We start from the raw sequence: 26,878 nt of genomic DNA on the forward strand, positions 1-26,878 counted from the left end.
TAGTTGGGAGGTCGCGCACGGGCCGCAACTCCTGCCGGGCGCATGGTGGCTCGATCCACCCGACGGACATGGAGGTGCGACGGAGGTGTCGCTGAACGCGATCGTGGGTCGCAACGTGCGGATCGCCCGGGCCGAGCGCGGCATGACCCAGGAGGACCTGGCCGCGGCCATGGGCTGGACCCGCGACTCGGTGAGCGCCACCGAGTGCGGGACCAACAACCTGTCCCTGCGCGCCGTCGACCGGCTGGCCTCCTGCCTCGACCTGTCACCGGCCGCGCTGTTCCGCGACCGCCGCCACGTGCCCCACGACCCGGACCGGGGCGGCCGCTGACCGGCGACCGGAAACCACCCGGCGCGCCACCGCCACGGCCCCCTACCCTCGGCGGGCATGCCCGTCGTCGCCGCCCGCGCCCTGGCCGGCGCGGCCGCCCTGCTCGTCACGGTGGTGGCCTGCGGCTCCGGCGACGGCGGGGCCAGCCCCACCACCGACCCCCGCCCGGCCACCACCGGGGGGCCGGTGGGGGAGGAGCAGCTGCTCGACTGGTCGGCCCGGGGCCCCCACGGCGTCGGCTCGCAGCAGCTCGCCCTCGACGACGGCCGCCGGGTGGCGGTCTGGTACCCGGCCGAGGCCGGGGCCGGCACCGACGAGCCGACCGGGACCTTCGACATCACCAGCCTGCTCTCGCCCGAGCTCCAGGCCCAGGTCCCCGCCGATGCCCGGCCCGTCCACCCGGTGCCCGCCGCGCCCGGCGCCGCCCCCGACCGGGCCGCGGCGCCGTACCCCGTGGTCCTCTTCAGCCACGGCTTCGCCGGCTTCCCCGAGCAGTCGGCCGACCTCGTCACCCACCTGGCCTCCTGGGGCTACGTGGTGGCCGCCCCGGACCACGTGGAGCGGTCCCTGAGCGGCCTGCTCGGCACCGCGGCCCAGGGCGTCCCCCGGCGGGACGATCCCGAGGTGCTGGCGGCCACGCTCGACCTGGTGCTGGCCCGGGCCACGGTGGCCGGCCCGCTGGAGGGCATGGTCGACGGCACCCGCGTCGGTGTGGCCGGCCACTCGGCCGGCGCCAGCGCCGCCTACCGCCTGGCCGCCACCGACGAGCGCGTCGACGCCTTCGCCGCCTACTCCGTGGGCTCCGGCCAGGGGGACCGGGCCCTCCCCGAGCCGCCGGCCGTCCCCGGCCTTGTCATGGTGGGTGAGGACGACGGCATCATCGAGCCCCGGGCCACCCGGGCCGTGTTCGAGGCCATGGAGCCCCCGAAGTACATGGCCTCCATCGCCGACTCCGGGCACCTGGTGTTCAGCGACCTGTGCCTCATCGGGGCCGAGCAGGGGGGCCTGGTGGGCATCGTGGAACGCATCGGCCTGCCCATCCCCGACGACCTGCTCCGCCTGGCCAGCGACGGGTGCGGTGAGGGCGCCCTCCCGGTGGAGGAGGCCTTCCCGGCCATCGACGCCCTGTCCGTGGCCTTCTTCCGGGCCCACCTGGACGAGGAGGTGGGGGCCGCTGACGCCCTGCAGCCCGGGCCGCTGAAGGGCCTGGACGGCGACGCCGAGGTCCGGGTCAGCGCCCAGCCCGGCTGAGGCCGGGGCCGGGCCCGCCGCTCAGGCCGGGTCGGGGCAGGCCTCGCCGCGGGCCTCGGCCAGGACGGCGTGCTCGGCCAGGCGCCAGCCCTCCGGCGTGGGTCGGGCCTGGTACTGGTGCCGGCGGGCCGTGACCGTGGTGCTGAGGATGCGCCACGTGCCCCGGACCAGGAGCAGGTCGGCGTCGACCTCGCACGTCGTCACCAGGGCGTGGTCCTCCCGGACCTCCACGTCCTCGACGGCCACCGACGAGCGCGCCGACAGGCGGATGGCCTCCGGCGCCAGCGTGAACCGGCGGTACTCGCTCCCGTAGGCATCCCGGTAGGCCCCGGTGAGGTACCGGTCGGCCTCGTCGAGCAGGAACCGGTCGCCGCGGATGCCGCGGGACACGTCGAACCACTCCTCGGCCAGGCGCTCGACCTCGGCGGCCACCTCCTCGGGGGCGGCGGCCGGGGGCTCGGCGTCCACGGGCCGGGCCGTGGCCCGGGGTGGGGCCGGGGCCTGGGCCGCCGGCTCGGGATCGTCGCTGCAGCCGGCCAGGACGAGCCCGGCCGCCAGCACGCCGGCCAGCAGGCCGACCGCCACGCCAGCCCGCACGGCCGGGATCCCCGGGGCGGCGCGGCGGCGAGGGCGGCGAACGGGGCGGGGCACGGTCGGTCACGGTACCAACCGCCCCGGCCGGGACCCGCCTCGCCCGGCTCCGGGTTTGACCGGGACGCGGCCCGGGCAGGCCGGCGCCGCTTCCCCTCCCTGTCCCACGTGGGCGCCGCTTCCCCTCCCTGTCCCACGTGAAGGGAGGGCCATGGCCCCCACCCCCGCCGACCTCGACACCGCGGCCGACGCCCTGCGCCGCTCGGCCACCTTCCTCGTCCTGGCCTTCGAGCCCGTCGGGCCCCGCAGCGACGGCGAGACGTGGGAGGGCCCGGCCGCGGCCTCGTTCCGCCGCGACCTGGCTGCCGTGGAGGCGCGGGTGGCGGCCCTGGCCACCGCCCTGCGGGGCCGGGCCACGGCCCTGGAGCAGCGGGCCGAGCACCGCCGACGGGTGTGGGCCGAGGCCGAGGAGGCGCGGTGGGCGCGGGACCGGGCGCTCCACCGCTCACCCTCGGTGTTCGCCGACCGGCTGGACGGGCCGTGAGCGGGGAGCCGGGGCTGGTGGCCCTCGACCCCCGGGGCCTGGCCGAGCTGGAGAGCACCCTCCAGGGCGTGGCCGAGGTCTACCGGTCCCAGGCCGGTCGGGTCCTGGACGTGCTGTCCGAGGTGGGCGAGAGCGGCACCGGCGAGGCGGCCCAGCTCCACGCCCTGGCCGACTGGTGCCGCCGTCACCGCGACGACGTGGCCCGGCGCCGCCTCCTGGTGGCCGCCCTGCCCGCGGCCCTGCCCCTGCCGCCCCGCACCTTCGAGACCCGGTCGGAGGGGTGGCGGGCGGCCGAGGCCCAGGCCGGCCGGCTGCGGCGCGCCCTCGATGCCGGTGCGCCCTCGTGGTCCACGCTGGCCCCGCTGCTGGCCGAGGCGGCCCGCGGCGCCCACGACGGGGCCTACGCGGCCCGGTTCCTCACCCTCCTGGGGCCGGAGCGGACGGCGGCCCTGCCCCTGGCCATCGACAGGGCGGCCGGGGCGGCCGGGGCCGCACCGGAGGGCGACGACATGCAGGCTGTGGTGGCCGGGGCCCTGCTCCGGGCCTCCCGCCACCAGGGCCCGGGCCGCCTGTCGGAGCGATGGATCGCCCGCTTCACCGGGCCCGCCCCGGCCGCCGCCCCGGCTCCCTCCCACCGCCTCCCGGGCCCGCCGGAGGGGGACGGCCCGGACGGTGGCCCCGAGGCCCTGCTCGGCCACCTGGGCTTCGGCACCGACTTGGCCCGGGCCGTGGCCCTCGGCCTCGGAGCCGGCCGCCTGGCCATGGCGCTGCGGGGCCCGGGCACGGTGCTGGCCGTCGTCCGGCTGGCCACCAGCGACGACGACGTGGACGGCTGGGACCTGGCCGGCATGGCGGCCGACGCCGGGGCCACCCTGGGCCTGGCCCTGGTCACCACCGGCGTGGTGGCCACCCCCCTCGGCGTGGCCACCGCGGTGGGAGCCAGCATCGTCGCCTCGGCCCTGGGCTGGCTGGCCCACCAGGTCGAGCCGGCCCGGCCCGAGAGCACGCCCGAGGCCCCGCGCCGGCGCAACGCCCCGGCCTTCGACCCGGACACGGGGACCACCCACTACCCGGGCGGGGGCCAGGACCGGCCCCACCAGGACGGCGCCGGTGGCGTCCTCCCCCCGTCCATGGTGCGGTGACGGCCCTAGCCTCCCCCCATGCCCGAGGGCGACACCATCTGGAGAGCGGCCTCCCGCCTCCGCCCGGTGCTGGCCGGCACCACCCTGGAACGGTTCGAGGCCCCCCGCCTGGTCGGCGACCGCCCCCGGCCCGGCACCGTCATCGACGACGTGGAGGCGGTGGGCAAGCACCTGCTGGTCCACTTCGCCGGCGGCCTGTCGCTCGACACCCACATGCGCATGACCGGCTCGTGGCACCTGTACCGCCGGGGGGAGCGGTGGCGGAAGCCGGCCCACCTCCTCCGCTGCCGCCTGGTGGTGCCCAGGTGGGAGGCGGTGTGCTTCGCCGCCCCGGTGGTGCGGACCTACCGCCGTGACGGCCGGGCCGGCCCCCTGGGCGGGGCCGAGGACCCGGTGGCCCACCTGGGGCCCGACCTGTGCCGGCCCGACGCCGACCTGGACGAGGTGGTGGCCCGCATGGAACGCCACCCGGAGCCGGGCACGACCATCGCCGAGGTGCTGCTGGACCAGACCGTGGCCGCCGGCATCGGCAACGTCTACAAGAGCGAGGTCCTCCACGCCTGCGGCCTCGACCCGTTCACGCCCCTGGCCGCCGTGCCCGCCGCCCTCCGGCGCCGCCTGGCAGAGGTGGCGTCGCGGCTCCTGCGCCGCAACCTGGCCACCGCCCGGCGGACCACGGTGGCCGGCCCGCCCGGGAGCGTCGCCGTGTACGGCCGGGCTCGCCGCCCGTGCCCGCGGTGCGGCACGCCGATCCGCGTGGCCCGCCACGGAGCCCAGGCCCGCTCGACCTACTGGTGCCCGCGCTGCCAGCGCCCGCCCCGGGCCGCGGCAGGCCCCGGGAACGAAACCCCGGGCCCGTGACTCGTCGGGGGTGATGGAGATCACCGACGACGAGGTCGAGGCCGTGGCCCCGCTGCTCCCTGCCGTGCCCGCCGTCCCGGACGTCGGGTTCGAGGAGCTGTTCGTGGCCGAGCGGGTGCCCATGACCCGCCTGGCCTACCTGTTGGTGGGGTCGGAGGCGGTGGCCGAGGAGGTGGTGCAGGACGCCTTCGCCCAGGTGTACCAGCGCTGGGGCGGCCTGGACCGGCCCGGCGGCTACCTGCGGACCTGCGTGGTCCACGGGGCCCGGCGGGCGTCGCGGCGCCGGGCCCGCGACCTGCGGGTCGTCCACCGTCCCGAGCCCGCGGCCCTGGGCGCCCGGGAGCTGCTCGACGCCCTGGGTCGGCTGCGGCCCTCGTGGCGGGCCGTGGTGGTGCTGCGCTTCTACGGCGGCATGACCCAGGACGAGATCGCCACCGCCTTGGGCATGCGGCCCGGGACGGTGAAGTCGGCCCTGCACCGAGCGCTGGGCCAGCTACGAGAGGAGATCGAGCGATGAGCACCCCTGAGGACTTCGAGGAGCGCCTGGCGGCCCGGCTGGAGCAGGCCGGCGAGCCGGTGACCGGCGGCGGCGTGACCCGGGAGGGCGTGGCCGCCCGCCACCGGGAGCGGGCCCGGGCCCGGCGCCTGCGCCAGGGGGCGGTGGTGGCGGTGGCGGCCAGCGTGCTGGTGGTGCTGGGCGTGGCCCTCTCGGCCGGCGACCACGACACGACCCCGATCGCCGCCGAAGGCCGGCCCACCACCAGCGGGGCGGGCCCCACGCCGGGCCCGTCGACCTGCCAGGAGGACGTGGACGTGATCCTCTTCCTCGATCCGGCGATCACCGAGGCCGAGCGCGAGGCCCTCGCCGCCTCCCTGGAGGACGAACCGAACGTCGTGGCGTTCCGGTACGTGAGCCAGGAGGAGGCCTACCAGGAAGCGCGGGAGCTGTTCGCCGACCAGCCGGCCACGCGGGACCTCCTGCAGGAGGAGGACGTGCCCCCGTCGTTCCGCATCGCCCGCACCGAGGGCGAGATCCCGTCGTTCGCCGGGGACTACGAGGACCGGCCCGGCGTGCGGGAGGTGGAGAGCCTGGCCCCGACCACGTCGGCGCCCCCGCGACCGCCGTCTCCGTCGGCCGCGGTGCCGGGCTCGCCGGTCGAACCCGACGCCGGGGCCGTCGAGAGCGACATCGCCATCTTCCCGGCGGGGCCGCTGGCCGTCCCGTGCGACGGGTCGACGGGCCCGGCCGTCACCGTCCCGCCGAGCACCGGGACGACGATGCTCCCGTCATCGGTCCCCACCACGCCTCCGGGGCCCAGCCCGGAGGTCGAGGGGTCCACCCCCCCGGCGGGCCCCGGCCCGACGACGACCGTGGCCGCCCCACCGACGACGACGATCCCGTAGCACCAGGCCAGGCTGGGCGGTACCCTGCTCTTTGTGAACGGACGCACAAAGGTGGTGATCGTCGGGGCCGGGTTCGGGGGGCTGGCTGCGGCCCGGGAGCTGGAGGGGGCGCCGGTCGACGTCACGTTGGTCGACCGCAACAACTTCCACACCTTCCAGCCGTTGCTGTACCAGGTGGCCACCTCGGGCCTCAGCCCGTCGGACGTGGCCTATCCGGTGCGGGGGATCTTCACCCGGCAGCGCAACCTGGCCTTCCGCCGCGACACCGTCGTCGCCGTCGACTGGGAGGCCCGGCGGGTCCGGCTGGGCGGGGGTGGGCACCTGCCCTTCGACCGGCTGATCGTGGCCGCCGGGGCCACGGTCAACGACTTCGGGGTCCCCGGCGTGGCCCAGCACGGGTTCCCCCTCTACGTGCTGCCCGACGCCGTCCGCCTCCGCAACCACATCCTGGGCCGCTTCGAGGCCGCCGATGCCGAGCCGGCCCTGGTCGACGACGGGGGCCTCACCTTCGTGGTCGTGGGGGGCGGCCCAACCGGCGTGGAGGTGGCCGGGGCCCTGGCCGAGCTCATCGACAAGGTCCTGCACCGCGACTTCCGGGGCAGCCGGGTGGACGTGGCCCGGGCCGCCGTGATCCTGGTGGAGATGACCGACGAGCTGCTGCCGCCGTTCTCGCCCTCCTCGCAGCGCCACGCCCGCACCACCCTGGCCCGCAAGGGCGTGCACGTCCGCACCGGCACCTCGGTGGCCGAGGTCGGCCCCACTCGGGTGGTCCTGGCCGGCGGGGAGGAGATCCGGGCCCACACCCTGGTGTGGGCGGCCGGGGTGCGGGCCAGCCCGTTGGCCGCCGCCCTGGGCGTGCCCACCACCGGGGGCGGGCGGGTGGCGGTCGGCCCCGACCTGCGCCTGGCCGGCCACCCCGAGGCCTTCGTGGTGGGCGACATGGCCGCCATCGACGACGGCGCTGGCCTGCTGCCCGGTGTGGCCCAGGTGGCCATGCAGTCCGGGCGCCACGCCGCCCGGCTCGTCGGCCGGGAGGTGGTGGGGGAGGGCGACCCGCACGAGGCCTTCCGGTACCGGGACAAAGGCACCATGGCCACCATCGGCCGCCGCTCGGCCGTGGCCGAGCTGCCCCCGGGGATCCGCCTGCGGGGCACGGTGGCCTGGGTGGCCTGGCTGGGCCTCCACCTCGTGTACCTGATGGGCTTCCGCAACCGGGTCTCGGTGTTCGTGAACTGGGCCTGGAACTACCTCACCTGGGACCGGGGGGCGCGCCTCATCCTGGGCTCCGGCGAGGGTGACGCCGAGCGGGGCTGACTCAGGCCCACAGGCCCGACGCCACCGCCTCCGGGAGCATCAGGTGGTGCTCGCCGGCCCGGGCCCGGGTGGCCGACACATCGAGGTGGGTGGCCTCGACGGCCAGCACCACCACCTCGGGCCCGGTGCTCGGCGCCGGGTCCACCGCCACCCCGGCCCGCGGGGCCAGCAGGACCCGCGGCAGGCGGGCCAGGGCGGCGTCGCGGGCCGCCGTCGAGCCGCCGTACCAGGCCGGGTCGAGCACCTGGGCCCACTTGTCGGCTCCCAGCACCACGGCCCCGGCCCCCACCGCCTCGGCCACCTCCACCACCAGGCGGGCCGGCGTCCGGGCCGCGGCCAGGCCCGGTCGGCCGGCGGCCACCGCCTCCAGCACGGCCAGGCGGTCGGCCACCGGGGCCACGCCCCCGTCCTTGCCCAACGCCGCCTCCGAGAGGACCAGGCACACCTCGTCCACGCCGGGGACGGCCAGGGCGGCCCGGGCCACGGCCAGGTGGGCCACGGTCGGCGGGTCGAACGACCCCGGGAAGGCGGCCCGCCCCACCGGGTCGCTCAGGCGCGGCCGAGGACGCGGTCCACCCGCACCTCGATGGCCACCCGGTCGTCGCGGGGCCCGGGCGGGCGGTAGCGCTCGGCGTAGCGGCGCACGGCCTCGGCCACCCGGGCCGGGTCGTCGGTGACGGTGGCCGGGCCCTCGAGGGTGAGCCAGCGCCCGCCGTCGACCTGGCACACCGAGGCCCGGCTGCCCGGCGCGGCCCGCAGGTTCCGGGCCTTGCGGCTGGGGGCGAAGGTGATGATCCGGACCAGGCCGGCCCCGGGGTCCCAGGTGAAGCCGACGGCCACCACGTGGGGCGAGCCGTCCGGGCGCAGGGTGGTGAGGGTGGCCAGGTGCCGCTCGGCCAGGAAGGCGGTGACGTCGTGGCCCAGGGCGGTGGGGTCGAGGCCCATCAGCGGCTCACTCGACGGTCACGGCCTTCAGCACGTCCATCCGCGCCGCCCGCCACGCCGGGATGAGCGAGGCGCCCATGCCGATGAGCAGGGCCAGCACCAGGACGCCGATCACGAAGGGGGGCGACACCGAGATGCGCAGGGTGTCGAGCTCGGCCCGCTGGGTGCGGACCACGGCGATGCCCCCGGCGATGCCGATGGCCAGGCCCAGCACGGTGCCCAGCATGGTGAGGATGATGGACTCGCCGGTGATGGCCCCGGCCATCTGCCGGCGGGTGGCGCCCACGGCCCGGAGCAGGCCGATCTCCCGCGTCCGCTCGAACACCGACAGGGCCAGGGTGATGGTGACGCCCAGGGCGCCGATCACCAGGGCCAGCCCCAGCAGGGCGAAGAAGATGCCGAGGGTGAAGGTGAGCTGGCGGTTGTTGGCGGCCTTGATCTCCCGGCGGTCCCGCACCTGAGCCCCGGCGAAGCTCTCGGTCCGGGCCTCCACCACCTGCCGCAGCTCCTCGACGCCCACGCCCTGGGCGGCGGTGACGTCGATCCGGGACACCAGCTGGCCCACACCCGGGAAGCGGTCGCGGAAGACCTGGTCGGAGACCAGGAAGCGGCCGTCGCTGTTCTGGGCCACGATGCCGCCCGAGCCGTAGATCGCCCCCACCGTGACCGTCGTCGGTTGGCCGTCGGGGTAGGTGACCGGGACCTCGGTGCCGATGGCCCAGCCCTCCTCCTCGGCGGTGCGGTCGTCGATGGCGATCTGCTCCGGCGCCAGCGAGGCCAGGTCGCCCCGGACCTCGCCCAGGTCGAAGACGTCGAGCACGTCGGAGAACCGCACCCCGTAGACCGGGCGGGTGTCGCCGTCGATCTCCACGATGCCCCGCTGCACACCGGTCACCGCCGCCACCTCGTCCTGGCCGGCCAGGTCGTCGACCAGGTCGGGGCTGAGGCTGGGGAAGCCGAAGGCCGAGGTGACGACCTCCAGGTCGCCCTTGAAGTACTCGTCGGTGGCGGCGTTGATGGACCGGCCGAAGGAGAGGGCGAACACGGCGATGAAGGTGATGAGCGTGACCGAGAGCATCAGGGCCGAGGCGGTGCCGGCCGAGCGCTTGGGGTTGCGCCGGGCGTTGTCGCGGCCCAGGGTGCCCGCCACCCCGAACAGCCGCAGGGGCAGGCCCAGCAGGCCGGTGAGGGGGGGCACGATGTAGGGCCCCAGGACCACCACGGCGGTGAAGATCACGACGGTGCCCAGGGCGGCCTGGGCCACGGCGTCGGTGCCGGTCCCGACCCCTCCCACCACCAGGAAGGCCACCCCGGCAGCGGCCACGGCCAGGCCGATGGCCAGCCGGATCGGGGAGCGGCGGACGTCATCCACCGAGGCCTCGCGCAGGGCGGCCACGGGGGGGACCCGGCTGGCCCGCCACCCGGGGACCAGCGCGCACAGCACCGAGATGGTCGTGCCCACCAGGAGCGAGGCGACGATGGTGCGGGGGGCGATGACCGGCACCGCCCCGGCCTCGCCCAGGCCGGTGGTGGCCAGGGCCGACTGGAGGGCCACGGCCAGGGCGATGCCCCCCACCAGGCCCATGATCGAGGCGATGAGGCCGACCACGGCCGACTCCACCACCACCGACGTGAGCACCTGGCGGCGGGCCGAGCCCAGGGCCCGGAGCAGGGCCAGCTCCCGCACCCGCTGCCCGATGACGATGCCGAAGGTGTTGTAGATCAGGAAGGCGCCGGCCAGGAGGGCGATGGCGGCGAAGGAGTTGAGCACCACCTGGAAGGTGGCCACGAAGGAGCCGATGCCCTCCTCGGCCTCCTCGGTGCTCTCGGCCGCGGTGATGGCCTCCAGGCCATCGGGCAGCTCGGCGGTGATGCGGCGCACCAGCTCCGGCTCGGACACGCCGTCCTCGGCCACGGCGGACACGTTCTGGATGCGGCCGTCGAGGGTGAAGGTCTCGATGGCCGCCGGCGTGGCCATCATCACGAAGCTGGCCCCGCCCAGGTTGCCGGACTCGCCGAAGCGGATGATGCCCACCAGGTCCAGCTCGACCACGCCCTTCAGGGTCTGCACCCGGAAGGGGTCGCCGACGGCGAGGTCGCCGGCCTCGGCCGTGAGCGTGTCGACGACGGCCTCGGTGGCCCCCTCGGGGGCCCGCCCCTCCTCGACCTCGAACACGTCGATGGCCGCGTTGCCGGTCCAGTTGGAGCCGAACGACGGGGCCCCGGTGGAGTTGAGGGGGTCACCCTCGTCGTCGAGGACCGAGCCGATGCTGGCCACCACCGGCTCGGCCGCGGCCACGCCGTCCACCTGGCGGACCAGGTCGGCCACCGCCGGGTCGATGTCGGGGCGCTGGTCGCCGCCGTCGACGGCCGCGGCCTCGTAGGCCGCCTGGCCCCGCACCACGGCGTCGATGCCGGCGTTGGCCTCGGTGAAGATGGTGTCGAAGGAGGCGGCCACGGTGTCGGTGAGGACGAAGGTGCCGGACATGAAGCCCACGCCCAGGGCCACGGCCACGGCCGTGAACAGCGTGCGGAACTTGTGGCCCAGGAGGTTCTTGAGGGCGACCTTGAGCATCGGCCCTCAGCCCCCGAGCGACTTGAGGCGGTCGAGGACGCGCTCCTCGGTCGGGTCCTGCATCTCGTCGACGATGCGGCCGTCGTTGAGGAACAGCACCCGGTCGGCGTAGGCCGCGGCCGAGGGCTCGTGGGTCACCATCACGATGGTCTGGCCGGTGTCGCGCACCGCGGCCTGCATGAAGCCCAGGATCTCGGTGCTGGCCCGGGAGTCGAGGTTGCCGGTGGGCTCGTCGGCGAAGATGATCTGCGGCCGTTGGGCCAGGGCCCGGGCCACCGCCACCCGCTGCTGCTGGCCGCCCGACAGCTCGCTGGGCCGGTGCTTCAGGCGGTCGCCCAGGTCCACCGTGGCCACCACCCGGTCGAGCCACTCCCGGTCCGGCTCGCGCCCGCCCAGCAGGGCCGGGAGGGTGATGTTCTCCTCGGCGGTGAGGGTGGGGATCAGGTTGAAGGCCTGGAAGATGAAGCCGACCTGCTCGCGGCGGAGCAGGGTGAGGGCCTTGTCGTCGAGGGTCGAGAGGTCGGTGTCGCCCAGGACGATGCGGCCCGAGGTCAGGTTGTCCAGCCCGGCCAGGCAGTGCATCAGCGTGGACTTGCCCGAGCCCGACGGGCCCATGATGGCGGTGAAGCGGCCCCGCTCGATGGCCACGTCCACCTCGGCCAGGGCCAGGACGGCGGTCTCGCCCCGCCCGTAGTACTTGGTGGCCTGCTCGGCACGGGCCACGACGGCGGACGCGACGGGCGCGGCGGCGTTCGACATGGGAGACCTCGGGGAGGGGGGTGTGGGACGCAGCAGCCGGAGCACGGTGCTGCGGGCCGCACCCTATCGAGGCCACCCGGCCGCGGGCCGCCGCTTCCGAGCCGGGGGCGGGGCCCCGGCGTCGGTAGCCTCGATGTCGATGACGTGCGCCCAGTGCGGAGGAGAGGTCCCGGGCGGGGCCCGCTTCTGCCCCGAGTGCGGCGCCCCGGTCGGCGGGGGCGGCGACGAGCGGCGCGTCGTCACCGTGCTCTTCGCCGACATCGTGGGCTTCACCACCCTGTCCGAGAGCCTCGACCCCGAGCGGGTCAAGCGCCTGGTCGACACGTGGTTCGAGCACCTGGTGGCCGACATCACCGCCTTCGGGGGCCGGGTCGACAAGATCGTGGGCGACGGCATCCTGGCCCTCTTCGGCGCCCCGGTGGCCCACGAGGACGATGCCGAGCGGGCCGTCCGGGCCGGCCTGCGCATGCAGGAGACCCTGGCCGCCATGTCCAGCCGGGCCGAGACCGGCACCGGGGCCCGGCCGCCCACGGTCCAGATGCGCATCGGCGTGAACACCGGCGAGGTGCTGGTGGGCGCCCTCCGGGCCGGCGGGGCCACCACGGCCATGGGCGACGTGGTCAACACGGCCAGCCGCCTCCAGACCGCGGCCCGACCCGGCGAGGTGCTGGTCGGGCCGTCCACCCACGCCACCACGGCCCACGCCCTGGCCTACGAGCGCCGGGGGCTGCTCACCGCTCGGGGCCGGGAGGCCCCGGTCGAGGCCTGGTCGGCCCGCCACGCCCTGCTCCCGCCGGGCCAGCGCCCGGCCCGGGACGAGACCCCGCTGGTGGGACGGGACCGCGAGCTGGGCCTGCTCGACGCGGCCGTGGTCTCGGCCCTCGGCCACTGCCGGGCCCTGTTGGGGGTGGTGGTGGGCGACACCGGCGTGGGCAAGACCCGCCTGGTGCGGGAGGCCTCCGAGCAGCTCCGGGGCGCCCGTGACGTCCTCCTGCTGGAGGGCCGGTGCGTGCCCTACGGCGAGGCCAACGTGTGGTGGCCGGTGGCCGAGGCCCTCCAGGCCCTGTGCGAGGTCGACCCCGCGGCCGAGCTGCCCGCCATCCGCGACGCGGTGTGGGCCCGGGTGGCGGCCGCCTTGGGCGACGACGCCTCCGACGAGGACCTCGACCGGGTGACGGCCGGGCTCCTGGTCCTCATGGGCCACGACAGCACCCGGCAGGGGCGCGACCCCACCCGGTCCCGGGAGGCGGCGGTCGACGCCTTCGTGGACTTCATCGAGGGCCACGCCCGCCGCCGGCCCGTGGTGCTGTGCCTCTCCGACGTCCACTGGGCCGACGACGCCGTGCTCACCCTGGTCGGCACGCTGCTCACCCGGCTGGCCCGGTGCCCGGTGGTGGTGTTGGCCACGGCCCGGCAGGCGGTGCGCGACCACTGGTCGGCGCCCTTCAGCCGCCACGACACGGTGGTGGTCAACCTCGACCCCCTGGACGGGCCGGCCGCCGAGCAGCTCCTGGCCGCCCTGCACGGCGGGGCCGTGCCCCCCGCCCTGCGCGACGACCTGCTGGCCCGCAGCGGCGGCAACCCGTTCTTCCTGGAGGAGCTGCTGGCCCTGGTCGACACGACGGCGCCCGACGGGCCCCGGCCGGGCCTGCCCGACACCCTGCGGGGCATCGTGGCCGCCCGCCTCGACGCCCTCGACGTCGACGAGCGGGCGGTCCTCACCGACGCCGCCGTCATCGGGCGCCGGGGCTCGGTGGGTGCCCTCCAGGAGATGGCCACCGGGCTGGGCCGGGCCGGCGACGTGGCCGCCACGGTGCGGGCCCTGGCGGCCAAGGAGCTGCTCGACCTCGATCGCCACCACTGGGAGTTCCGCTCCGAGATCGCCCGCGAGGTCGCCTACGCCACCCTGCCCAAGGCCGACCGGGCCATGCGCCACGCCGGCATCGCCCACTGGGTGGAGGCCCGGGTGGTGGCCAAGGCCGGCCTCGACGTCGACGGCGACCGGGCCGAGGAGGTCATCGCCGGGGCCGCCGCCCTCGACGACGCCATCGTCAACCAGATAGCCCACCACTGGGCGGCGGCGGCCGAGGTGGTGGTCGAGATGGGGGACCTGGGCAAGGTGCCGGCCGACGCCGCCGACCGGGCCGTCCGGTGGCTGGCGGCCTCGGCCCGGCGGGCCCAGCGGCGCGACCTGCTGCCCGCCGCCGAGCGGGCCTACGACCGGGCCCTGGCCCTGGCCGGGTCCCGGCTGGACGCCCGCCGCACCCGGCTGCTGCTCCACCGGGCCCGGGTCCGCTCCGACCGGTGGGACCTGATCGGGGCCCGGGCCGACGCCGAGGCGGCCCTGGCCGGGGCCCGCACCGCCGGCGACCGCAGCCTGGAGGCCGCTGCCGTGCTGCGCCTGGGTGACATCGACCAGCGCTCGGGCGACGCCGAGGCCGCGGTGGCCCGCCTGCGCCACGCCATCGACCGGTTCGGCAGCGAGGGCGACGAGCAGGGCCGGGGCGAGGCCCTCCGCCTGCTGGGCCTGACCCAGATGTTCACCGGCGACCTGGACGACGCCGCCGCCTCGGTGGTCGAGGCCCAGCTGGCCTTCGAGGCCGCCGAGGACCCGGCCGGCCAGGGGTGGGCGGCCCAGAACCTGGCCTGGATCTCGATGATGATGGGCGAGCTGGACCGGACCGAGCTCGAGGTCGACCGGGCCGTCGAGCTGTTCGCCCGGGTCGGTGAGGAGGTGGGCACGGCCTGGGCCCGTGGCCTGCTGGCCTTCGTGCGCTTCGCCCAGGGGCGGCCGGACGAGGCCGAGGCGCTGGCCACGGCCATCCTGGCCGACGCCGGCGACCGGGGCGACCGCTGGGCCACGGCCATGATGCGGGGCCTGCTGGGGTCGCTGCGCCTGTGGGACGGCCGGGTGGCGGCGGCGCTGGAGGAGACCTCGGCCGCCACCCAGGCCTTCCGGGACCTCGGCGACCCCTGGGGCCTGGCCGTCAGCCTCTCCACCCACGGGCGGGCCCTGGCCATGGCCGGCGACGTCGAGGAGGGCTTCGCCGCCGTGCGGGAGGCGGCCGACATGAGCCGCGCCGAGCGCCCCGGGGGGGTCGGGTTGATGGCCACGTTGGCCCTGGCCGTGCAGGCCGGCGAGCCGGATCGGGTGGCCGACGTGCTCGACCCCGCCGCCCTGCCCGGCGCCTCCGGCGCCCTCGGCGTGGTGGAGGGCGACGCCACCCGGGCCCTGCTCCGGCTCCAGCTCGGGGAGGTGCCGCCGGCCGTCGACGGCGGTGGGCGGGCCTTCGGCCACGCGGCGGCGGCCCTGGTCCACGCGGCCCGGGGCGAGGGGGACGAGGCGGTGGCTGCGGCCGACGCGCTGGACACCTGCCCGGAGGCGACGTTCCTGGACCGGGCGCTGGCCGACGCCGGGGCCGGCCTGGCCCTGGTGCGGGCCGGCCGGGCCGCCGAGGGCATCGCCCGCATCGACCGGGGCCGCCGTTCGGTGGAGGCCACCGACGACCTGATCGGGCGGGCGGTGCTGCACCTGGCCCGGGCCGTGGCCGCCGAGGCGGCCGACGCCCCCTCGGCGGTGGCCGACCGGGCCGACGCCGCCGCCGACCTGGCCCGGGTGGGCATCACCGCGGTGGGCTGGGAGCGGGCCTTCGCCCTGGCCGTGGGGCTGCGCCCACGCGCCGGTGCCCCCGCCTGAGGCGAGGGCACCGGGTGGTGAGCGAGGCGGGCGGGTGGGTCAGCCGGGCTGCTTGGTCAGCCGCAGGTAGGGCTTCTTGGCGTCCCAGCCGTCGGGGAAGCGCTCCTTGGCCTCCTCGTCGGACAGGGCGGGCACGATGATGACGTCCTCGCCGTCGGTCCAGTCGGCCGGCGTGGCCACCTTGTGGTTGGCCGTGAGCTGGAGCGAGTCGATGACCCGGAGCAGCTCGTCGAAGTTGCGCCCGGTGGACGCCGGGTAGGTGAGGGTCAGCTTCACCTTGTTGTCGGGGCCGACCACGAACACCGAGCGCACCGTCAGGGTGTCGTTGGCGTTGGGGTGGATCATGTCGTAGAGGTCGCTGACCTTGCGGTCGGAGTCGGCGATGAGCGGGAAGTTCAGCTCGTGGCCCGACACGTCCTTGATGTCCTGGCTCCAGTCGCCGTGGCTGTCCAGGGGATCGACCGAGAGCCCGATGACCTTGGTGTCGCGCTTGTCGAACTCGGGCTTCAGGGCGGCCACCCGCCCCAGCTCGGTGGTGCACACCGGCGTGAAGTCCTTGGGGTGGGAGAAGAGGACGGCCCAGCTGTCACCCTTCCACTCGTAGAAGTCGAGCGTCCCCTCGGTGGTCTCGGCGGTGAAGTTCGGGGCGTCATCGCCCAGGCGTACGGCCATCTCGTGTCCTCCATTGCAGGCTGCAGGGATCTGAAACCCGATCTACCTTGTCGGGTATTCCCGCAGGCGTCAACCTACCGCTGGTCAGCCGGCCCCGGGCGGGGCGCCCAGGCCCGGCTCCACCTGGATGTGCTCGCCCAGGCCGCCCTTGCGGGCCTCGGCCGCCAGCCGCTCCCGCACCTCGGTCGGCACGTCGTGGCCGGGCTCGTGCTCGCCGATGGTGGGGGCGGCCCGGCGCTCGTCGGTGACGTCGGGCTCGATGTACATGATCCGGGCCATGGACACGTTGGCCCGCACGTTGCGCTCGATGCGGTTCACCACCTCGCACACCTCGGGGAAGGTGAGGGTGTGGTCCAGCTCGACCTTGGCCCCCACCAGCAGCTCCTCGGGGCCCTGGTGCTGGGTCCGCATGTAGATCAGGCGGCGGACGGCCGGGTCGACCTCGATGGCGGCGGTGATGGCCTCCACGTCCTTGCGGGTGGCCGACTCGCCGATCAGGAGGGACTTCATCTCGATGATGAGGATGACGGCGATGATGCCGAGCAGGATGCCGATGCTGAGCGTGCCGATGCCGTCCCACACCGGCTCGCCGGTGACCTCGGCCGTGGTGATGGCGCCCAGGGCCATCACCAGGCCGGCCATGGCCCCGGCGTCCTCCAGGATCACCACCGGCAGCTCGGGCGACTTGGCGTTGCGGATGAACTGGATCCAGCCGGCCCGGCCCCGGACCTTGTTGGCCTCCACGATGGCCGTGCGGAAGCTCCAGGCCTCCACGAGGCAGCCGAAGATGAGCACCCCGAAGGCCCACTCGGGGCTGTTCAGGGCGTGGGGGTCCTGGATCTTGTGGATGCCCTCGTAGATGGCGAACACCGCGCCCAGCAGGAACAGCACGATGGCCACCACGAAGGACCAGAAGTAGCGCTCCCGCCCGTAGCCGAAGGGGTGCTCCTCGTCGGCCGCCCGCTTGGCCCGCTTGCCCCCCAGGAGGAGCAGGCCCTGGTTGCCGGTGTCGGCCACCGAGTGGATGCTCTCGGCCAGCAGCGACGACGCCCCGGTGACCAGGAAGGCCACGAACTTGGCCACGGCGATGGCCCCGTTGGCCACCATGGCGGCCAACACCGCCTTGGTCCCGTGCTCTCCTCCGGCAGCCATGCCCCGAATCTAGGGGCTGCCCGTCAGGCCCCGGGCGGACCGGGGCCGCGGGCGGCGTGGGCGTCGAGGAGGGTGGCCACCGCGGCGGTGACCCGCTTGGCCGTGGGGACGTGGAGGAACTCGTTGGGGCCGTGGGCGTTGGAGCCGGGCACCAGGACGCCGGTGATGGCGAACTGGGCCTCGGGGAAGCGGAGGCCCAGCATGGCCATGAACGGGATGGTGCCGCCCACGCCGATGGCCGCCGCCGGCGCCCCGAAGGCGGCCTCGGACGCCTCGTCCAGGGCCGCGGCCAGCCACGGGGCGGTGGGTGGGGCGTCCCAGCCGGCCTCGGCGGCCAGCACCTCCAGGGTGGCCCGGGCCCCCTGGGGCACGCCCTCGGTCAGGGCCCGGCGCACCGCGTCGGTGGCCACCCGGGGGTCGACCGGCGGCGGGAGGCGGACCGAGAAGGCGATCTCGGTGTGGGCCCGCAGCACGTTGCCGGCCTCGTGGGGGGCCGGCGCCCCGCCCAGGCCCGACACGGCCAGGGACGATCCCCAGGTGTTGTGGACCAGCAGCTCGACGGGGTCACCGCCCACCGGCCCGGCGGCCCACGGCACGTCGTCGCGGGCGTCGATCCCGGCCGCCACCGCGGCGGCGGCCTGGGCCCGCCGTTCGGCCGGGACCTCGGCGGCCAGCTCGGGCAGCAGGATGCGGCCGGCGGCCGGGTCCTCGATGCGATCCAGCAGGTGGCGCAGCACCCGGAACGACGACGGCACCACGCCCCCGGCCCCGCCGGAGTGGATGCCCTCGGTCAGCACGTCGACCCGGAACCGGCCCTGGATCAGGCCCCGCAGCGACGTGGTGACCCACAGGCGATGGGCGTCGGGAGCCCACGAGTCGAGGCACACCACCAGCGACGGGGTGCCGATCCGGCCGGCCAGGTGGTCCACGTAGGCCGGCAGGTCCGGGCTGCCCGACTCCTCGCTGGCCTCGATCAGGACCACGCACCGGGTGTGGGCCCCGCCGGCGGCCCGGGCCGCCTCGATGGCGGTGAGGGCGGCGAAGGCGGCGTACCCGTCGTCGGCCCCGCCCCGGCCGTACAGGCGGTCGCCGTCCAGGACGGGCTCCCACGGTCCCAGGCCCGGGCGCCAGCCGTCCAGCGGCGGCTGCTTGTCCAGGTGCCCGTAGAGGAGCACGGTGTCGCCCGGGTCGTCGTGGCGGGTGGCGGCCGGCGCGCCGGTGCCGGCGCCGGGGGAGGCGGGGACCTCGGCCAGGATCACCGGCGTGCGCCCCGGCAGGCGGACCACCTCCACGGTCAGGCCGTCGACGGGGCGGGCCGCCATCCAGGCCCGCACCAGCTCCACGGCCCGGTCCATGTGCCCGGCCTCGGCCCAACCGGCGTCGTACTCGGGACTCACGTTGGGGATGCGGATGTAGTCGTGGAGGGCGGGGATGATCTGCGCCTCCCAGGCGCCCTCCACCAGCTCCCGACCGGCGGTCGCGTCGTAGGCCATGGCCGCGCAGCGTACGAGGCCGGTCCCCGGGGCCGGCCGTTCCCGGCACTTCTTCGCACCCCTGCGGTCCGAAGAAGTGCCGGGTTCGCCGGGGCCCCTACCGTGAGTGCGGTGGGGCGGGGTGACAGCCAGGGGGGGACGGCCCGGGCGGTCGAGGTGGTGGTGGCGCCCGACGAGGCCGACCTGGCCTCCGGCCTGCTGTGGGGGGCCGGCGTGGCCGCGGTGGCCGAGCACCCCGAGGACGGCGGCCGGGTCCGGTTGCGGGCCGACGTGCCCCACGGGGGAGTCGATGCCGTGCGGGCCGCCCTGGGTGGCCGCTGGCCGGTGGCCGAGGTGCGGGTCGACGACGGGCTCGACGCCTGGCGAGCCCACGCCCAGGTGGTGCGGGCCGGTCGTCGGTTGGTGGTGCGCCCGCCGTGGGTGCCGCCGGGCCAGGTGGGCCCCGACGACGTGGTGGTGGAGATCGACCCCGGCCCCACCTTCGGCCACGGCGCCCACCCCACCACCCGGCTGTGCCTGGCCGCCCTGGAGGAGGAGCTGGCGGCCCGCCCCGGGGCCACCGTGCTGGACGTGGGCTGCGGTAGCGGTGTCCTGGCCGTGGCCGCGGCCCGCCTGGGAGCCAGCCGGGTGGTGGCCGTCGACGTCGATCCGGCGGCCGTCGAGGTCACCCGGGCCAACGCGGCCGCCAACGGCGTGGCGGACCGGGTCAGCGCCGCTCTGGTCGCTCCACGGGAGGGATCCATGGCATCAGTCGCCGAGGGGTTCGACGTGGCGGTGGCCAACATCGGAGCCGCTGCCCTGGTGTCACTGGGCCCAGATCTGGTCTCTCGCGTGGCCCCGGGTGGTGCCCTCGTCCTCTCCGGCCTGCTCGACCCGCCCCCTCCTGAGGTCGCGGCCGCTTACTCCGAGCTCGATGAGCCCGACGCTTGGGTCATCGACGGATGGGCCGCCTTGAGGTTCCGCCTTTGACGAAATCAAGTGAACGGCTGAGGCACGGCTACGGCTGAATCGCTTTACGGCGTGCCAGGCGAAGGGCCGAAGAAACCACGATCCCTAGGCGAACCAACTCGTCGTACGGATCATCCGGGTTTGGGGGGCAGGTCGAGGGGCGGGATTCGTATCGATCCCAGAGAGCATCAGAAAGGCTGGGGTCCAGCACGGCACACCTGTTCAGGAAAGTGGCGAACAGCCTCACTCGGGAAGCCTCGGAGTGGACGTAGCTTTCGATGACAGGGGCATCCCATCCAACTTGATGGCAGATCACCGCTACCAACAGCCATGACACCAGGCATGAAACTTCGCAGGGTGCACCGGTGACGGACACTCGTCGGGCCCACTCGACCTGAAGCTGGCAAATCGATGCGAAAATATCCACACGACTGTCCCAGGTGTCAGTCTGTGGGTCATGCGCAGGCAGGATGGCGCAGCGCTCCAAGAGGAGGGTGATCGCCTCGAGGCAATCGTCGTCGATGGGTTCCGAAGGGGTCCCGTTGGCGCTCGACAGGCGGTCGAACCACGCTTGGAGATCTGCTGGTGCGTTCTGTGGACCGGCATTGATCTCTCGAACCAGTACCCAGTACTCGTCCATGAGCGCGCGGGTGTTCATGTGTCGGCGGTTCCTCCCCTATGGGTCTCGCATCGTGAGTCTACACGGCCAACTTCCGTCGACCGGCATTCGATGTCATCGACCAATACGGCGCACTCGGCACCGTCGAGCTAAGGCGACGAGATCAGCTCATCGAGAAAGACTCGGGGATAGGAGAGGGCGGCGACGATGGCAAGATCGATCTGCTCATTCCGGATATGATCGATCGGCCGGACAGGCTTGTCACCGAATCGGAGAGATTCCACGACGACGGAGTGCGAGCAGCCCTGCTCGGCGACCCTGCACGTCACCTCGGCAAGATGTGAGAGCAACTCGAAGGCTTGGCGAAGTTTCTCGACTGAGGCTTCCCCGACGGTCTCGTCGGCTAGCTCGTCTCGGCATCCGATCTGGCGAAGGCCTTGCAGAAGGGTCAAACCGGTGTGGGCTTGGATGTCTTCGAGCACCAGCCAGATCGATAGAAGAAGATCCTCTTTGGTGGCGTCGTTGACCGCTGCTCGAGCTCGAGCCAAGACAGCTCGTACTTCCTCGTCAGTTCGGGCAGAGTGACTGGCCAGGACGTCCACGATCTGATCGGTTACCTGGCCAGTGGTGGGCAGGCGATGGTCTTGGTCTCGGATGGGGTCGTCGACCATCTCTTGATCACTCACATGTCTCACCTCCTCCAAACACGCTAGACTTTTCTTCCCAAACTGCGTGCGGCCTATGGCCGAAACTGCACCTATCTAGCACAGCCTGACGCCCGGGGCCAAGGACCTAACAGGGTCGGCCCCTCCCATCGGCCGCCCGCCTGCTGTCTGAAGACTCGCGCAGTCGACCTTGCAGATCGAGCGCGGCCCGGGTGCCTCGCTGGCTACCATCGGCGCTCGTGGGTTGATGCAACGAGATCCCTGTCCGTCTCTCGACCGAAGGTCCTCCGTTGCCGTCCCCACCAGCCCTCACCCTCGCCGCCCGTGCTGTCCGCCTCGATCGGGGGGCTACCACCGTCCTGGCCGGTGTCGACCTGACCGCCTCCACCGGCGACCGGCTGGGCCTGGTCGGCCCCAACGGGGTGGGCAAGTCGACCCTGCTGGCCGTCCTGGCCGGCGCCCTGGCCCCCGACGGCGGGGCCGTCACGGTGACGCCGCCCGGCGCGGTGGTCACCCTCCTGGCCCAGGAGCCGGCCCGCGACGACGAGCCGGGCCGGGCCCGCATCGCCCGCCGCACCGGCGTGGCCCCGGCCCAGGCCGAGCTGGACGCGGCCACCGCCGATCTGGCCGACGGGGCCGCGGGGGCCGACGACCGCTACTCCGAGGCCCTGGACCGCTGGCTGGCGGTGGGGGCCGCCGACCTCGACGCCCGCCTGGGCGGCGTGGCCGACGAGCTCGGCCTGCCCGAGGCGGTGCTGGACCAACGCAGCGCCACCCTCTCCGGCGGCCAGGCGGCCCGGGTGGAGCTGGCCGGCGTGCTGTTGACCCGGGCCGACGTGCTGCTGCTGGACGAGCCCACCAACGACCTGGACTTCGACGGGCTGGCCCGGCTGGAGCAGTTCGTGGCCGGCCATCCCGGGGTGGTCGTGGTGGTGTCCCACGACCGGGCCTTCCTGGAGCGCACGGTGACCGGGGTGGTGGAGCTGGACGAGCACACGAGGACCGCGGCCACCTACGCCGGCGGGTGGCTGGCCTACCTGGACGAGCGGGCCACCACCCGGCGCCACGCCGAGGAGGCCTATGGCACCTACGCCCAGGCCCGTGACGAGCTGCGAGGCCGCTCCCAGCAGATCCGGGAGTGGTCGGCCCAGGGGGTGAGCAAGGTCAAGCGGTCCGGTGAGACCGACAAGTTCATCCGCCACCACAACACCCAGACCAGCGAGAAGATGGCCGGCAAGGCGGCCCGGGCCGACAAGGCGCTGGAGCGCCTGGAGGTGGTGGACAAGCCGTTCGAGGGGTGGGAGCTGCGCCTGGAGCTGGCCGCCGCCGAGCGCAGCGGCGACGTGGTGTCCCGCTTGGACGGCGCCGTGGTCGTGCGGGGTGCCTTCCGCCTCGGGCCGGTGGACCTGGAGGTGCGCTCCGGCGACCGGGTGGTGGTGGCCGGGGCCAACGGGGCCGGCAAGACGACCCTGGTCGAGGCCCTGCTGGGCCGGGCCGAGCTGGCCGCCGGCACCGCCCGCGTCGGCCCCTCGGTGCGGGTCGGGGGCCTGGAGCAGGCCCGCACCCGGTTCAGCGCCGCCCCCACGCTGCTCGACGCGGCGCTGGGCGAGACGGGGTGGACCCTGGCCGAGGCCCGCTCCCTGCTGGCCAAGTTCGGCCTGGGGGCCGGCCACGTGGGGCGCCCGGCCGGGTCGCTGTCGCCGGGGGAGCGGACCCGGGCCTCGCTGGCCCTGCTCATGGCGGTGGGCACCAACTGGCTGGTCCTGGACGAGCCCACCAACCACCTGGACCTGGCGGCCATCGAGCAGCTGGAGCAGGCCCTTGCCAGCTGGACCGGCACCCTCCTGGTGGTGTCCCACGACCGCCGCTTCCTCGACGCCGTCACCACCGAGGGCACCCGCCACCTCCGGGTCGAGGCCGGCACCGTCACCGAGCAGCGCTGACCGGTCCGGCGTGCCTGGCCGGGGCGCCCCCGTCTCCTCGCACCTGTCAGGCGCTCGGGCGGGGCCAGGGCGCTCGGCCCCTCAGCCGATGATGCCGTCGGCTCGCAGGGCGCCCAGGGCGGCCGCGTCGAGGCCCAGCTCCTGGGCCAGGACGGCGTCGGTGTGCTCGCCCAGCCACGGCACCCGGGTCTCGGGGCCCTCGGCCACGCCGGCCATCTTCACCGGGTTGCCGGGCACCAGCACCGGCTGGTCCACCCCGTCGGTGCGGGGCACCTCCACCAGCATGTGGCGGGCGGCCACGTGGGGGTCGGCCACCACCTGCTCGTCGGAGAGGCACGGCCCGGCGGCCACGCCCACCGCCCCCAGGGCCCGGGCCGCCTCCATCGAGGTCTTGTCGGCCGCCCACCCCTCGATGGCCGGGCGCAGCACGCCCTCCAGGTGGTCGAGCCAGCCCTGGCGGGTGGCGAAGCGCTCGTCGTCGACCCACTCCGGGTGGCCGATGGCCTCGACCAGCCGGGCGAACTGGTGCTCCCGCCCCACCTGGACCACGAACCACCCGTCGGCGGCCCGGAAGCCGTGCATCAGCAGGGGCCCCAGGTCGCCGTCCCGCAGGCCCATGGACCAGAGGTTGGTCACCACGTCGGTCATGGCCACCATGGCGTCGAGCATGGCCACGTCCACGTGGGTGCCCCGGCCGGTCCGGTCCCGCTGGCGCAGGGCGGCCAGCACGCCGATGACCCCGAACAGGGCGGTGCCGATGTCGCCCAAGGCCCCGACCGGGGCCACCATCGGCGGGTCGTCGCCGGTGCGCTTCATCTCGTAGATGCCCGACATGGCCTCGACCACGGGGGCGAAGGCAGCCATGTCGCCGTAGGGCGAGCCCGAGTGCCCGAAGCCGCTGATCGACAGGTAGACCACCGCGGGGTGGGCGGCGGCCACCTCGGCGTAGGCCAGGCCCAGCCGGTCCAGGGCACCGGCCCGGAAGTTCTCGGCCACCACGTCGAAGCGGGGGGCCAGGTCCAGCACCAGCGCCCGGCCCCGCTCCGACTTGAGGTCGACGCAGATGCTGCGCTTGTTGAGGTTGGTGCGCAGGAAGGTGGCCCCCACCGGTCGGCCCTCGGGGCCGGCCATGGCCGGCTGCGAGCCCCGGGCCTGGTCGCCGCCGTCGATGGCCTCGACCTTCACCACATCGGCCCCCAGCCGGGCCAGGAGCTGGGTGGCCCAGGGGAGGGCCTGCATCTGCTCCAGGGCGAGGACCCGGACCCCGTGGAGCGGCTTGCCGTGGGCCAGGTCGCCGGCACCGACGACGTCTCCGAGGCGCATGGCGCCGATGCTAGGCCGCGAACCTGACACATCGTCAGATCTGCTCGTAGGCTCGGCGCATGCGTGGCCTGCTCGCCCTCGGCGCCCACCTGCCCCACCGACGCCTGGACCGCGCCACCATCGCCGCGGTGGCCGGCGGGGGCGGGGGTACCGGCACCCGCACCGTGGCCGGCTACGACGAGGACGCCACCACCCTGGCCGTGGAGGCGGCCCGCACCGCCCTGCGGGGCCACGCCGGGCCGGCTCCCGCGGCCCTGTGGTTCTCCACCACCACGCCCCCCTACGCCGATCGGACCAACGCCACCGCCATCCACGCCGCCCTGCGCCTGCCCGCCGACGCGGTGGCCGCCGACTTCGGCGGGGCGGCCCGCTCGTCGGTGGCCGCCCTGCGGGCCGCCCTGGCCGGCGGCGGGCCCACCCTGGTGGTGGCGGGCGACGTGCGCCCCGGCCTGCCCGGCAGCGCCGAGGAGGCCGCGGCCGGCGACGCCGGAGCCGCGGTCCTGGTGGGCGAGGAGGCCGAGGGGGCGCCGGTCCTGGCCGAGCTGCTCGGGATGGCGGCCCGGACCGAGGAGATCCTCGACCGGTGGCGGGTCCCCGGCGAGGTCCGCACCCACCAGTGGGAGGAGCGCTTCGGCGAGACCCGCTACCGGCCCCTGGGTGGCGCCGCCTGGGACGATGCCCTGGCCGCCGCCGGCCTGGAGAGCGGCGACGTCGACCGGGTGGTGGTGGCCAGCCCGCACGCCCGGGCGGCCCGGGCCGTGGCCAAGGACCTGGGCCTGGCCGCCGGGGTGGTGGCCGACGACCGGGTCGCCACCGTGGGCAACCCGGGGGCCACCCAGCCGCTCCTCCTGCTGGCCGCGGCGATGGAGGAGGCCACGTCGGGCCAGGTGATCGTCCTGTTGTCCCTGGCCGACGGGGCGGACGCCCTGGTGTTCCGCACCACCGAGGCGGTCGCCACCCACCAGCCGGCCCGCCCGGTGGCGGCCCAGGTGGCCGGGGGCGCCCCGGTGCCGTACCCGACCTACCTGCGGTGGCGGGGCCTGCTGGCCACCGAGCCTCCTCGGCGGCCCGAGCCGGCCCGCCCCTCGGCCTCGGCCGCGGCCCGGAACGGCGATTGGAAGTTCGGCTTCGTGGCCTCGCAGGACCGGGCCACTGGCGCGGTCCACATGCCCCCGGCCCGGGCCCCCATGGGCGGGGGCCCCATCGACGACATGGAGCCCCGGCCCATGGCCGACGCGGTGGGCACGGTGGTGACCTCGACCGTCGACCGGCTGGCCCACTCGCCCAGCCCGCCCGTGGTGTTCGCGGTGGTCGACTTCGACGGCGGCGGCCGCCTCCCCGTCGAGCTCACCGACGTCGACGTCGAGCAGGTGGAGATCGGCGCGCGCGTGGAGCTCACGTTCCGGAGGCTCTTCACGGCCGACGGCATCCACAACTACTTCTGGAAGGCACGGGTCGTCTGATGGCCAGCCACGGGATCAAGGACCGCGTCGCCATCGTGGGCATGGGCTGCACGCGCTTCGCGGAGCACTGGGACAAGGGCCTCGACGAGCTCCTCGTGGACGCCACGGGCGAGGCCTTCGCGTCCGCCGGTGTGACCCAGGACGACGTCGACGCGTACTGGCTCGGCACCGCGCAGGGCGGCATGAGCGGGATGCTCCTCGCCAAGCCCCTCGGCCTCGAGGGCAAGCCCGTCACGCGCGTCGAGAACATGTGCGCCACCGGCTCCGAGGCGCTGCGCCAGGCCGCCTACGCGGTGGCCTCCGGCGCCTACGACCTCGCCATGGCCGTCGGGGTCGAGAAGGTGAAGGACTCCGGGTACCAGGGCCTCAACGCGTTCCCCGTGCCGAACGACGGCACCCAGCGCACGCTCACCGCCGCTGCCATGTTCTCGATGGTCGCCCCCGCCTACGCCGAGCGCTACGGCGTCCCCATGGACGAGCTCAAGGCGGTGCTGGCGCGCATCGCGTCGAAGAACCACCACAACGGGGCCCGCAACCCCCGCGCCCAGTTCCGGCGCGAGATGTCCGTGGAGCAGATCCTCGCCATGCCGGACGTGGCCGGGTGCCTGTCGGTGTTCGACTGCGCCGGCGTCGCGGACGGGTCGGCGGCCGCGATCGTGTGCCGCGCCGAGGACGCCCACCGCTACACCGACACGCCCCTCTACGTGAAGGCCCTCTCCTTCGTGGCTGGCAACGGCTCGGGCCTCACCGACCCCGCCTACGACTACACGACGTTCCCCGAGATCGTCCGCTGCGCGGAGGACGCCTACGCCCAGGCCGGGATCACGAACCCGCGGACCGAGCTGGCGATGGCGGAGGTGCACGACTGCTTCACGCCGACGGAGCTCGTGCTGATGGAGGACCTCGGCTTCTGCGAGCGGGGCACGGCGTGGAAGGAAGAGCTCGCGGGCACCTTCGACCTCGGTGGCGAGCTGCCGGTCAACCCGGACGGCGGGCTGAAGAGCTTCGGGCACCCGGTGGGCGCATCGGGCCTGCGGATGATGTTCGAGTGCTGGCTCCAGCTACGCGGCGAAGCACCCGAGGAGCGCCGCATCGGCAACGACCGTTCGCTCGCACTCACGCACAACCTCGGCGGCTACCCGGGCGAGATGGTCTCGTTCGTCTCGGTCGTCGGCACGAACCAGGG

Annotated in this window: 24 protein-coding genes; 13 read left to right on the forward strand and 11 right to left on the reverse strand. The window is 75.2% G+C overall.

All coding sequences use genetic code 11. The features are described 5' to 3' along the window. Positions 1 to 85: 85 nt before the first annotated feature. Entirely contained in the window at positions 86 to 331 is a 246-nt protein-coding gene (locus tag VEW93_01095) for a helix-turn-helix transcriptional regulator (GenBank protein ID HYI60380.1), read from the forward strand. 57 nt (positions 332 to 388) lie between these two features. Further along, positions 389 to 1,582, forward strand: coding sequence for a dienelactone hydrolase family protein (locus tag VEW93_01100; protein HYI60381.1), 1,194 nt, complete (start codon positions 389 to 391; stop codon positions 1,580 to 1,582). 21 nt (positions 1,583 to 1,603) lie between these two features. Here the strand turns inward: VEW93_01100 and VEW93_01105 are convergent, their stop codons facing one another. Then, the gene (locus VEW93_01105) at positions 1,604 to 2,233 is read right to left on the reverse strand and encodes a hypothetical protein (protein ID HYI60382.1); all 630 of its coding nucleotides are present in this window, start codon (positions 2,231 to 2,233) and stop codon (positions 1,604 to 1,606) included. Between the two features lie 151 nt (positions 2,234 to 2,384). Between VEW93_01105 and VEW93_01110 the strand changes: the two genes are divergently transcribed. The 6 genes from VEW93_01110 to VEW93_01135 are packed head-to-tail and all read left to right on the forward strand — an operon-like array spanning position 2,385 to position 7,438. Beyond that, positions 2,385 to 2,717: a hypothetical protein gene (locus VEW93_01110; GenBank protein HYI60383.1), complete on the forward strand. Its 333-nt coding sequence runs from the start codon at positions 2,385 to 2,387 to the stop codon at positions 2,715 to 2,717. Further along, entirely contained in the window at positions 2,714 to 3,859 is a 1,146-nt protein-coding gene (locus VEW93_01115) for a hypothetical protein (protein HYI60384.1), read from the forward strand. The genes VEW93_01110 and VEW93_01115 overlap by 4 nt, the downstream gene beginning before the upstream one ends. Positions 3,860 to 3,877: 18 nt before the next feature. Further along, positions 3,878 to 4,720, forward strand: a complete 843-nt coding sequence (locus VEW93_01120; protein ID HYI60385.1) for a DNA-formamidopyrimidine glycosylase family protein — start codon at positions 3,878 to 3,880, stop codon at positions 4,718 to 4,720. Positions 4,721 to 4,733: 13 nt separating this feature from the next. Further along, positions 4,734 to 5,237, forward strand: a complete 504-nt coding sequence (locus VEW93_01125) for a sigma-70 family RNA polymerase sigma factor (GenBank protein ID HYI60386.1) — start codon at positions 4,734 to 4,736, stop codon at positions 5,235 to 5,237. Further along, on the forward strand, positions 5,234 to 6,124 hold the full coding sequence (locus tag VEW93_01130) for a permease-like cell division protein FtsX (GenBank protein ID HYI60387.1): 891 nt from the start codon (positions 5,234 to 5,236) through the stop codon (positions 6,122 to 6,124). The genes VEW93_01125 and VEW93_01130 overlap by 4 nt, the downstream gene beginning before the upstream one ends. Positions 6,125 to 6,157: 33 nt before the next feature. Continuing rightward, positions 6,158 to 7,438 carry an NAD(P)/FAD-dependent oxidoreductase gene (locus VEW93_01135; GenBank protein ID HYI60388.1) on the forward strand — a complete coding sequence of 427 codons (1,281 nt, stop codon included), beginning with the start codon at positions 6,158 to 6,160 and terminating at the stop codon, positions 7,436 to 7,438. Position 7,439: 1 nt separating this feature from the next. On the opposite strand, the gene VEW93_01140 is transcribed toward VEW93_01135, so the two are convergent. The 4 genes from VEW93_01140 to VEW93_01155 are packed head-to-tail and all read right to left on the reverse strand — an operon-like array spanning position 7,440 to position 11,681. Further along, complete coding sequence (locus VEW93_01140) at positions 7,440 to 7,979, reverse strand: hypothetical protein (GenBank protein HYI60389.1); 540 nt, start codon at positions 7,977 to 7,979, stop codon at positions 7,440 to 7,442. Positions 7,980 to 7,987: 8 nt separating this feature from the next. Beyond that, positions 7,988 to 8,383: a PPOX class F420-dependent oxidoreductase gene (locus VEW93_01145; protein ID HYI60390.1), complete on the reverse strand. Its 396-nt coding sequence runs from the start codon at positions 8,381 to 8,383 to the stop codon at positions 7,988 to 7,990. Between the two features lie 7 nt (positions 8,384 to 8,390). After that, positions 8,391 to 10,958: an FtsX-like permease family protein gene (locus VEW93_01150; protein ID HYI60391.1), complete on the reverse strand. Its 2,568-nt coding sequence runs from the start codon at positions 10,956 to 10,958 to the stop codon at positions 8,391 to 8,393. Between the two features lie 6 nt (positions 10,959 to 10,964). Next, positions 10,965 to 11,681, reverse strand: coding sequence for an ABC transporter ATP-binding protein (locus VEW93_01155; protein ID HYI60392.1), 717 nt, complete (start codon positions 11,679 to 11,681; stop codon positions 10,965 to 10,967). Between the two features lie 175 nt (positions 11,682 to 11,856). Here VEW93_01155 and VEW93_01160 point away from each other — a divergent pair, with 175 nt between their 5' ends. Further along, entirely contained in the window at positions 11,857 to 15,414 is a 3,558-nt protein-coding gene (locus VEW93_01160) for an adenylate/guanylate cyclase domain-containing protein (GenBank protein ID HYI60393.1), read from the forward strand. Between the two features lie 39 nt (positions 15,415 to 15,453). On the opposite strand, the gene VEW93_01165 is transcribed toward VEW93_01160, so the two are convergent. The 3 genes from VEW93_01165 to VEW93_01175 form a co-directional block, all read right to left on the reverse strand. After that, entirely contained in the window at positions 15,454 to 16,086 is a 633-nt protein-coding gene (locus VEW93_01165) for a peroxiredoxin (protein HYI60394.1), read from the reverse strand. A gap of 84 nt (positions 16,087 to 16,170) precedes the next feature. Beyond that, positions 16,171 to 17,238, reverse strand: coding sequence for a cation diffusion facilitator family transporter (locus VEW93_01170; GenBank protein ID HYI60395.1), 1,068 nt, complete (start codon positions 17,236 to 17,238; stop codon positions 16,171 to 16,173). Positions 17,239 to 17,261: 23 nt separating this feature from the next. Then, on the reverse strand, positions 17,262 to 18,731 hold the full coding sequence (locus tag VEW93_01175; GenBank protein ID HYI60396.1) for a M20/M25/M40 family metallo-hydrolase: 1,470 nt from the start codon (positions 18,729 to 18,731) through the stop codon (positions 17,262 to 17,264). 111 nt (positions 18,732 to 18,842) lie between these two features. Between VEW93_01175 and VEW93_01180 the strand changes: the two genes are divergently transcribed. Further along, complete coding sequence (locus VEW93_01180) at positions 18,843 to 19,700, forward strand: 50S ribosomal protein L11 methyltransferase (GenBank protein HYI60397.1); 858 nt, start codon at positions 18,843 to 18,845, stop codon at positions 19,698 to 19,700. A 28-nt stretch (positions 19,701 to 19,728) separates the two neighbouring features. On the opposite strand, the gene VEW93_01185 is transcribed toward VEW93_01180, so the two are convergent. After that, positions 19,729 to 20,337, reverse strand: coding sequence for a hypothetical protein (locus VEW93_01185; GenBank protein ID HYI60398.1), 609 nt, complete (start codon positions 20,335 to 20,337; stop codon positions 19,729 to 19,731). Between the two features lie 110 nt (positions 20,338 to 20,447). Continuing rightward, on the reverse strand, positions 20,448 to 20,984 hold the full coding sequence (locus VEW93_01190) for a hypothetical protein (GenBank protein HYI60399.1): 537 nt from the start codon (positions 20,982 to 20,984) through the stop codon (positions 20,448 to 20,450). 269 nt (positions 20,985 to 21,253) lie between these two features. Here VEW93_01190 and VEW93_01195 point away from each other — a divergent pair, with 269 nt between their 5' ends. Next, a complete protein-coding gene (locus tag VEW93_01195; GenBank protein ID HYI60400.1) occupies positions 21,254 to 22,906 on the forward strand; it encodes an ABC-F family ATP-binding cassette domain-containing protein in 1,653 nt (550 codons plus the stop codon). Between the two features lie 81 nt (positions 22,907 to 22,987). On the opposite strand, the gene VEW93_01200 is transcribed toward VEW93_01195, so the two are convergent. After that, the gene (locus VEW93_01200) at positions 22,988 to 24,229 is read right to left on the reverse strand and encodes a CaiB/BaiF CoA-transferase family protein (GenBank protein ID HYI60401.1); all 1,242 of its coding nucleotides are present in this window, start codon (positions 24,227 to 24,229) and stop codon (positions 22,988 to 22,990) included. Between the two features lie 59 nt (positions 24,230 to 24,288). Here VEW93_01200 and VEW93_01205 point away from each other — a divergent pair, with 59 nt between their 5' ends. Beyond that, entirely contained in the window at positions 24,289 to 25,692 is a 1,404-nt protein-coding gene (locus tag VEW93_01205; protein HYI60402.1) for an OB-fold domain-containing protein, read from the forward strand. Next, on the forward strand, positions 25,692 to 26,878 hold a 1,187-nt coding region (locus VEW93_01210; GenBank protein ID HYI60403.1), incomplete at its 3' end, for an acetyl-CoA acetyltransferase. The genes VEW93_01205 and VEW93_01210, both read left to right, overlap by 1 nt.

The sequence above is a fragment of the Acidimicrobiales bacterium genome (assembly GCA_035630295.1).
Lineage (GTDB): Bacteria > Actinomycetota > Acidimicrobiia > Acidimicrobiales > Iamiaceae > Iamia.

Bases quoted from the DNA above. Each gene is read 5' to 3' on its own strand.
- VEW93_01100 (HYI60381.1), top strand. From the start codon at position 389: ATGCCCGTCGTCGCCGCCCGCGCCCTGGCCGGCGCGGCCGCCCTGCTC.
- VEW93_01110 (HYI60383.1), top strand. From the start codon at position 2,385: ATGGCCCCCACCCCCGCCGACCTCGACACCGCGGCCGACGCCCTGCGC.
- VEW93_01120 (HYI60385.1), top strand. From the start codon at position 3,878: ATGCCCGAGGGCGACACCATCTGGAGAGCGGCCTCCCGCCTCCGCCCG.
- VEW93_01125 (HYI60386.1), top strand. From the start codon at position 4,734: ATGGAGATCACCGACGACGAGGTCGAGGCCGTGGCCCCGCTGCTCCCT.
- VEW93_01130 (HYI60387.1), top strand. From the start codon at position 5,234: ATGAGCACCCCTGAGGACTTCGAGGAGCGCCTGGCGGCCCGGCTGGAG.
- VEW93_01145 (HYI60390.1), bottom strand. From the start codon at position 8,383: ATGGGCCTCGACCCCACCGCCCTGGGCCACGACGTCACCGCCTTCCTG.
- VEW93_01150 (HYI60391.1), bottom strand. From the start codon at position 10,958: ATGCTCAAGGTCGCCCTCAAGAACCTCCTGGGCCACAAGTTCCGCACG.
- VEW93_01160 (HYI60393.1), top strand. From the start codon at position 11,857: ATGACGTGCGCCCAGTGCGGAGGAGAGGTCCCGGGCGGGGCCCGCTTC.
- VEW93_01165 (HYI60394.1), bottom strand. From the start codon at position 16,086: ATGGCCGTACGCCTGGGCGATGACGCCCCGAACTTCACCGCCGAGACC.
- VEW93_01170 (HYI60395.1), bottom strand. From the start codon at position 17,238: ATGGCTGCCGGAGGAGAGCACGGGACCAAGGCGGTGTTGGCCGCCATG.
- VEW93_01175 (HYI60396.1), bottom strand. From the start codon at position 18,731: ATGGCCTACGACGCGACCGCCGGTCGGGAGCTGGTGGAGGGCGCCTGG.
- VEW93_01185 (HYI60398.1), bottom strand. From the start codon at position 20,337: ATGAACACCCGCGCGCTCATGGACGAGTACTGGGTACTGGTTCGAGAG.
- VEW93_01200 (HYI60401.1), bottom strand. From the start codon at position 24,229: ATGCGCCTCGGAGACGTCGTCGGTGCCGGCGACCTGGCCCACGGCAAG.
- VEW93_01205 (HYI60402.1), top strand. From the start codon at position 24,289: ATGCGTGGCCTGCTCGCCCTCGGCGCCCACCTGCCCCACCGACGCCTG.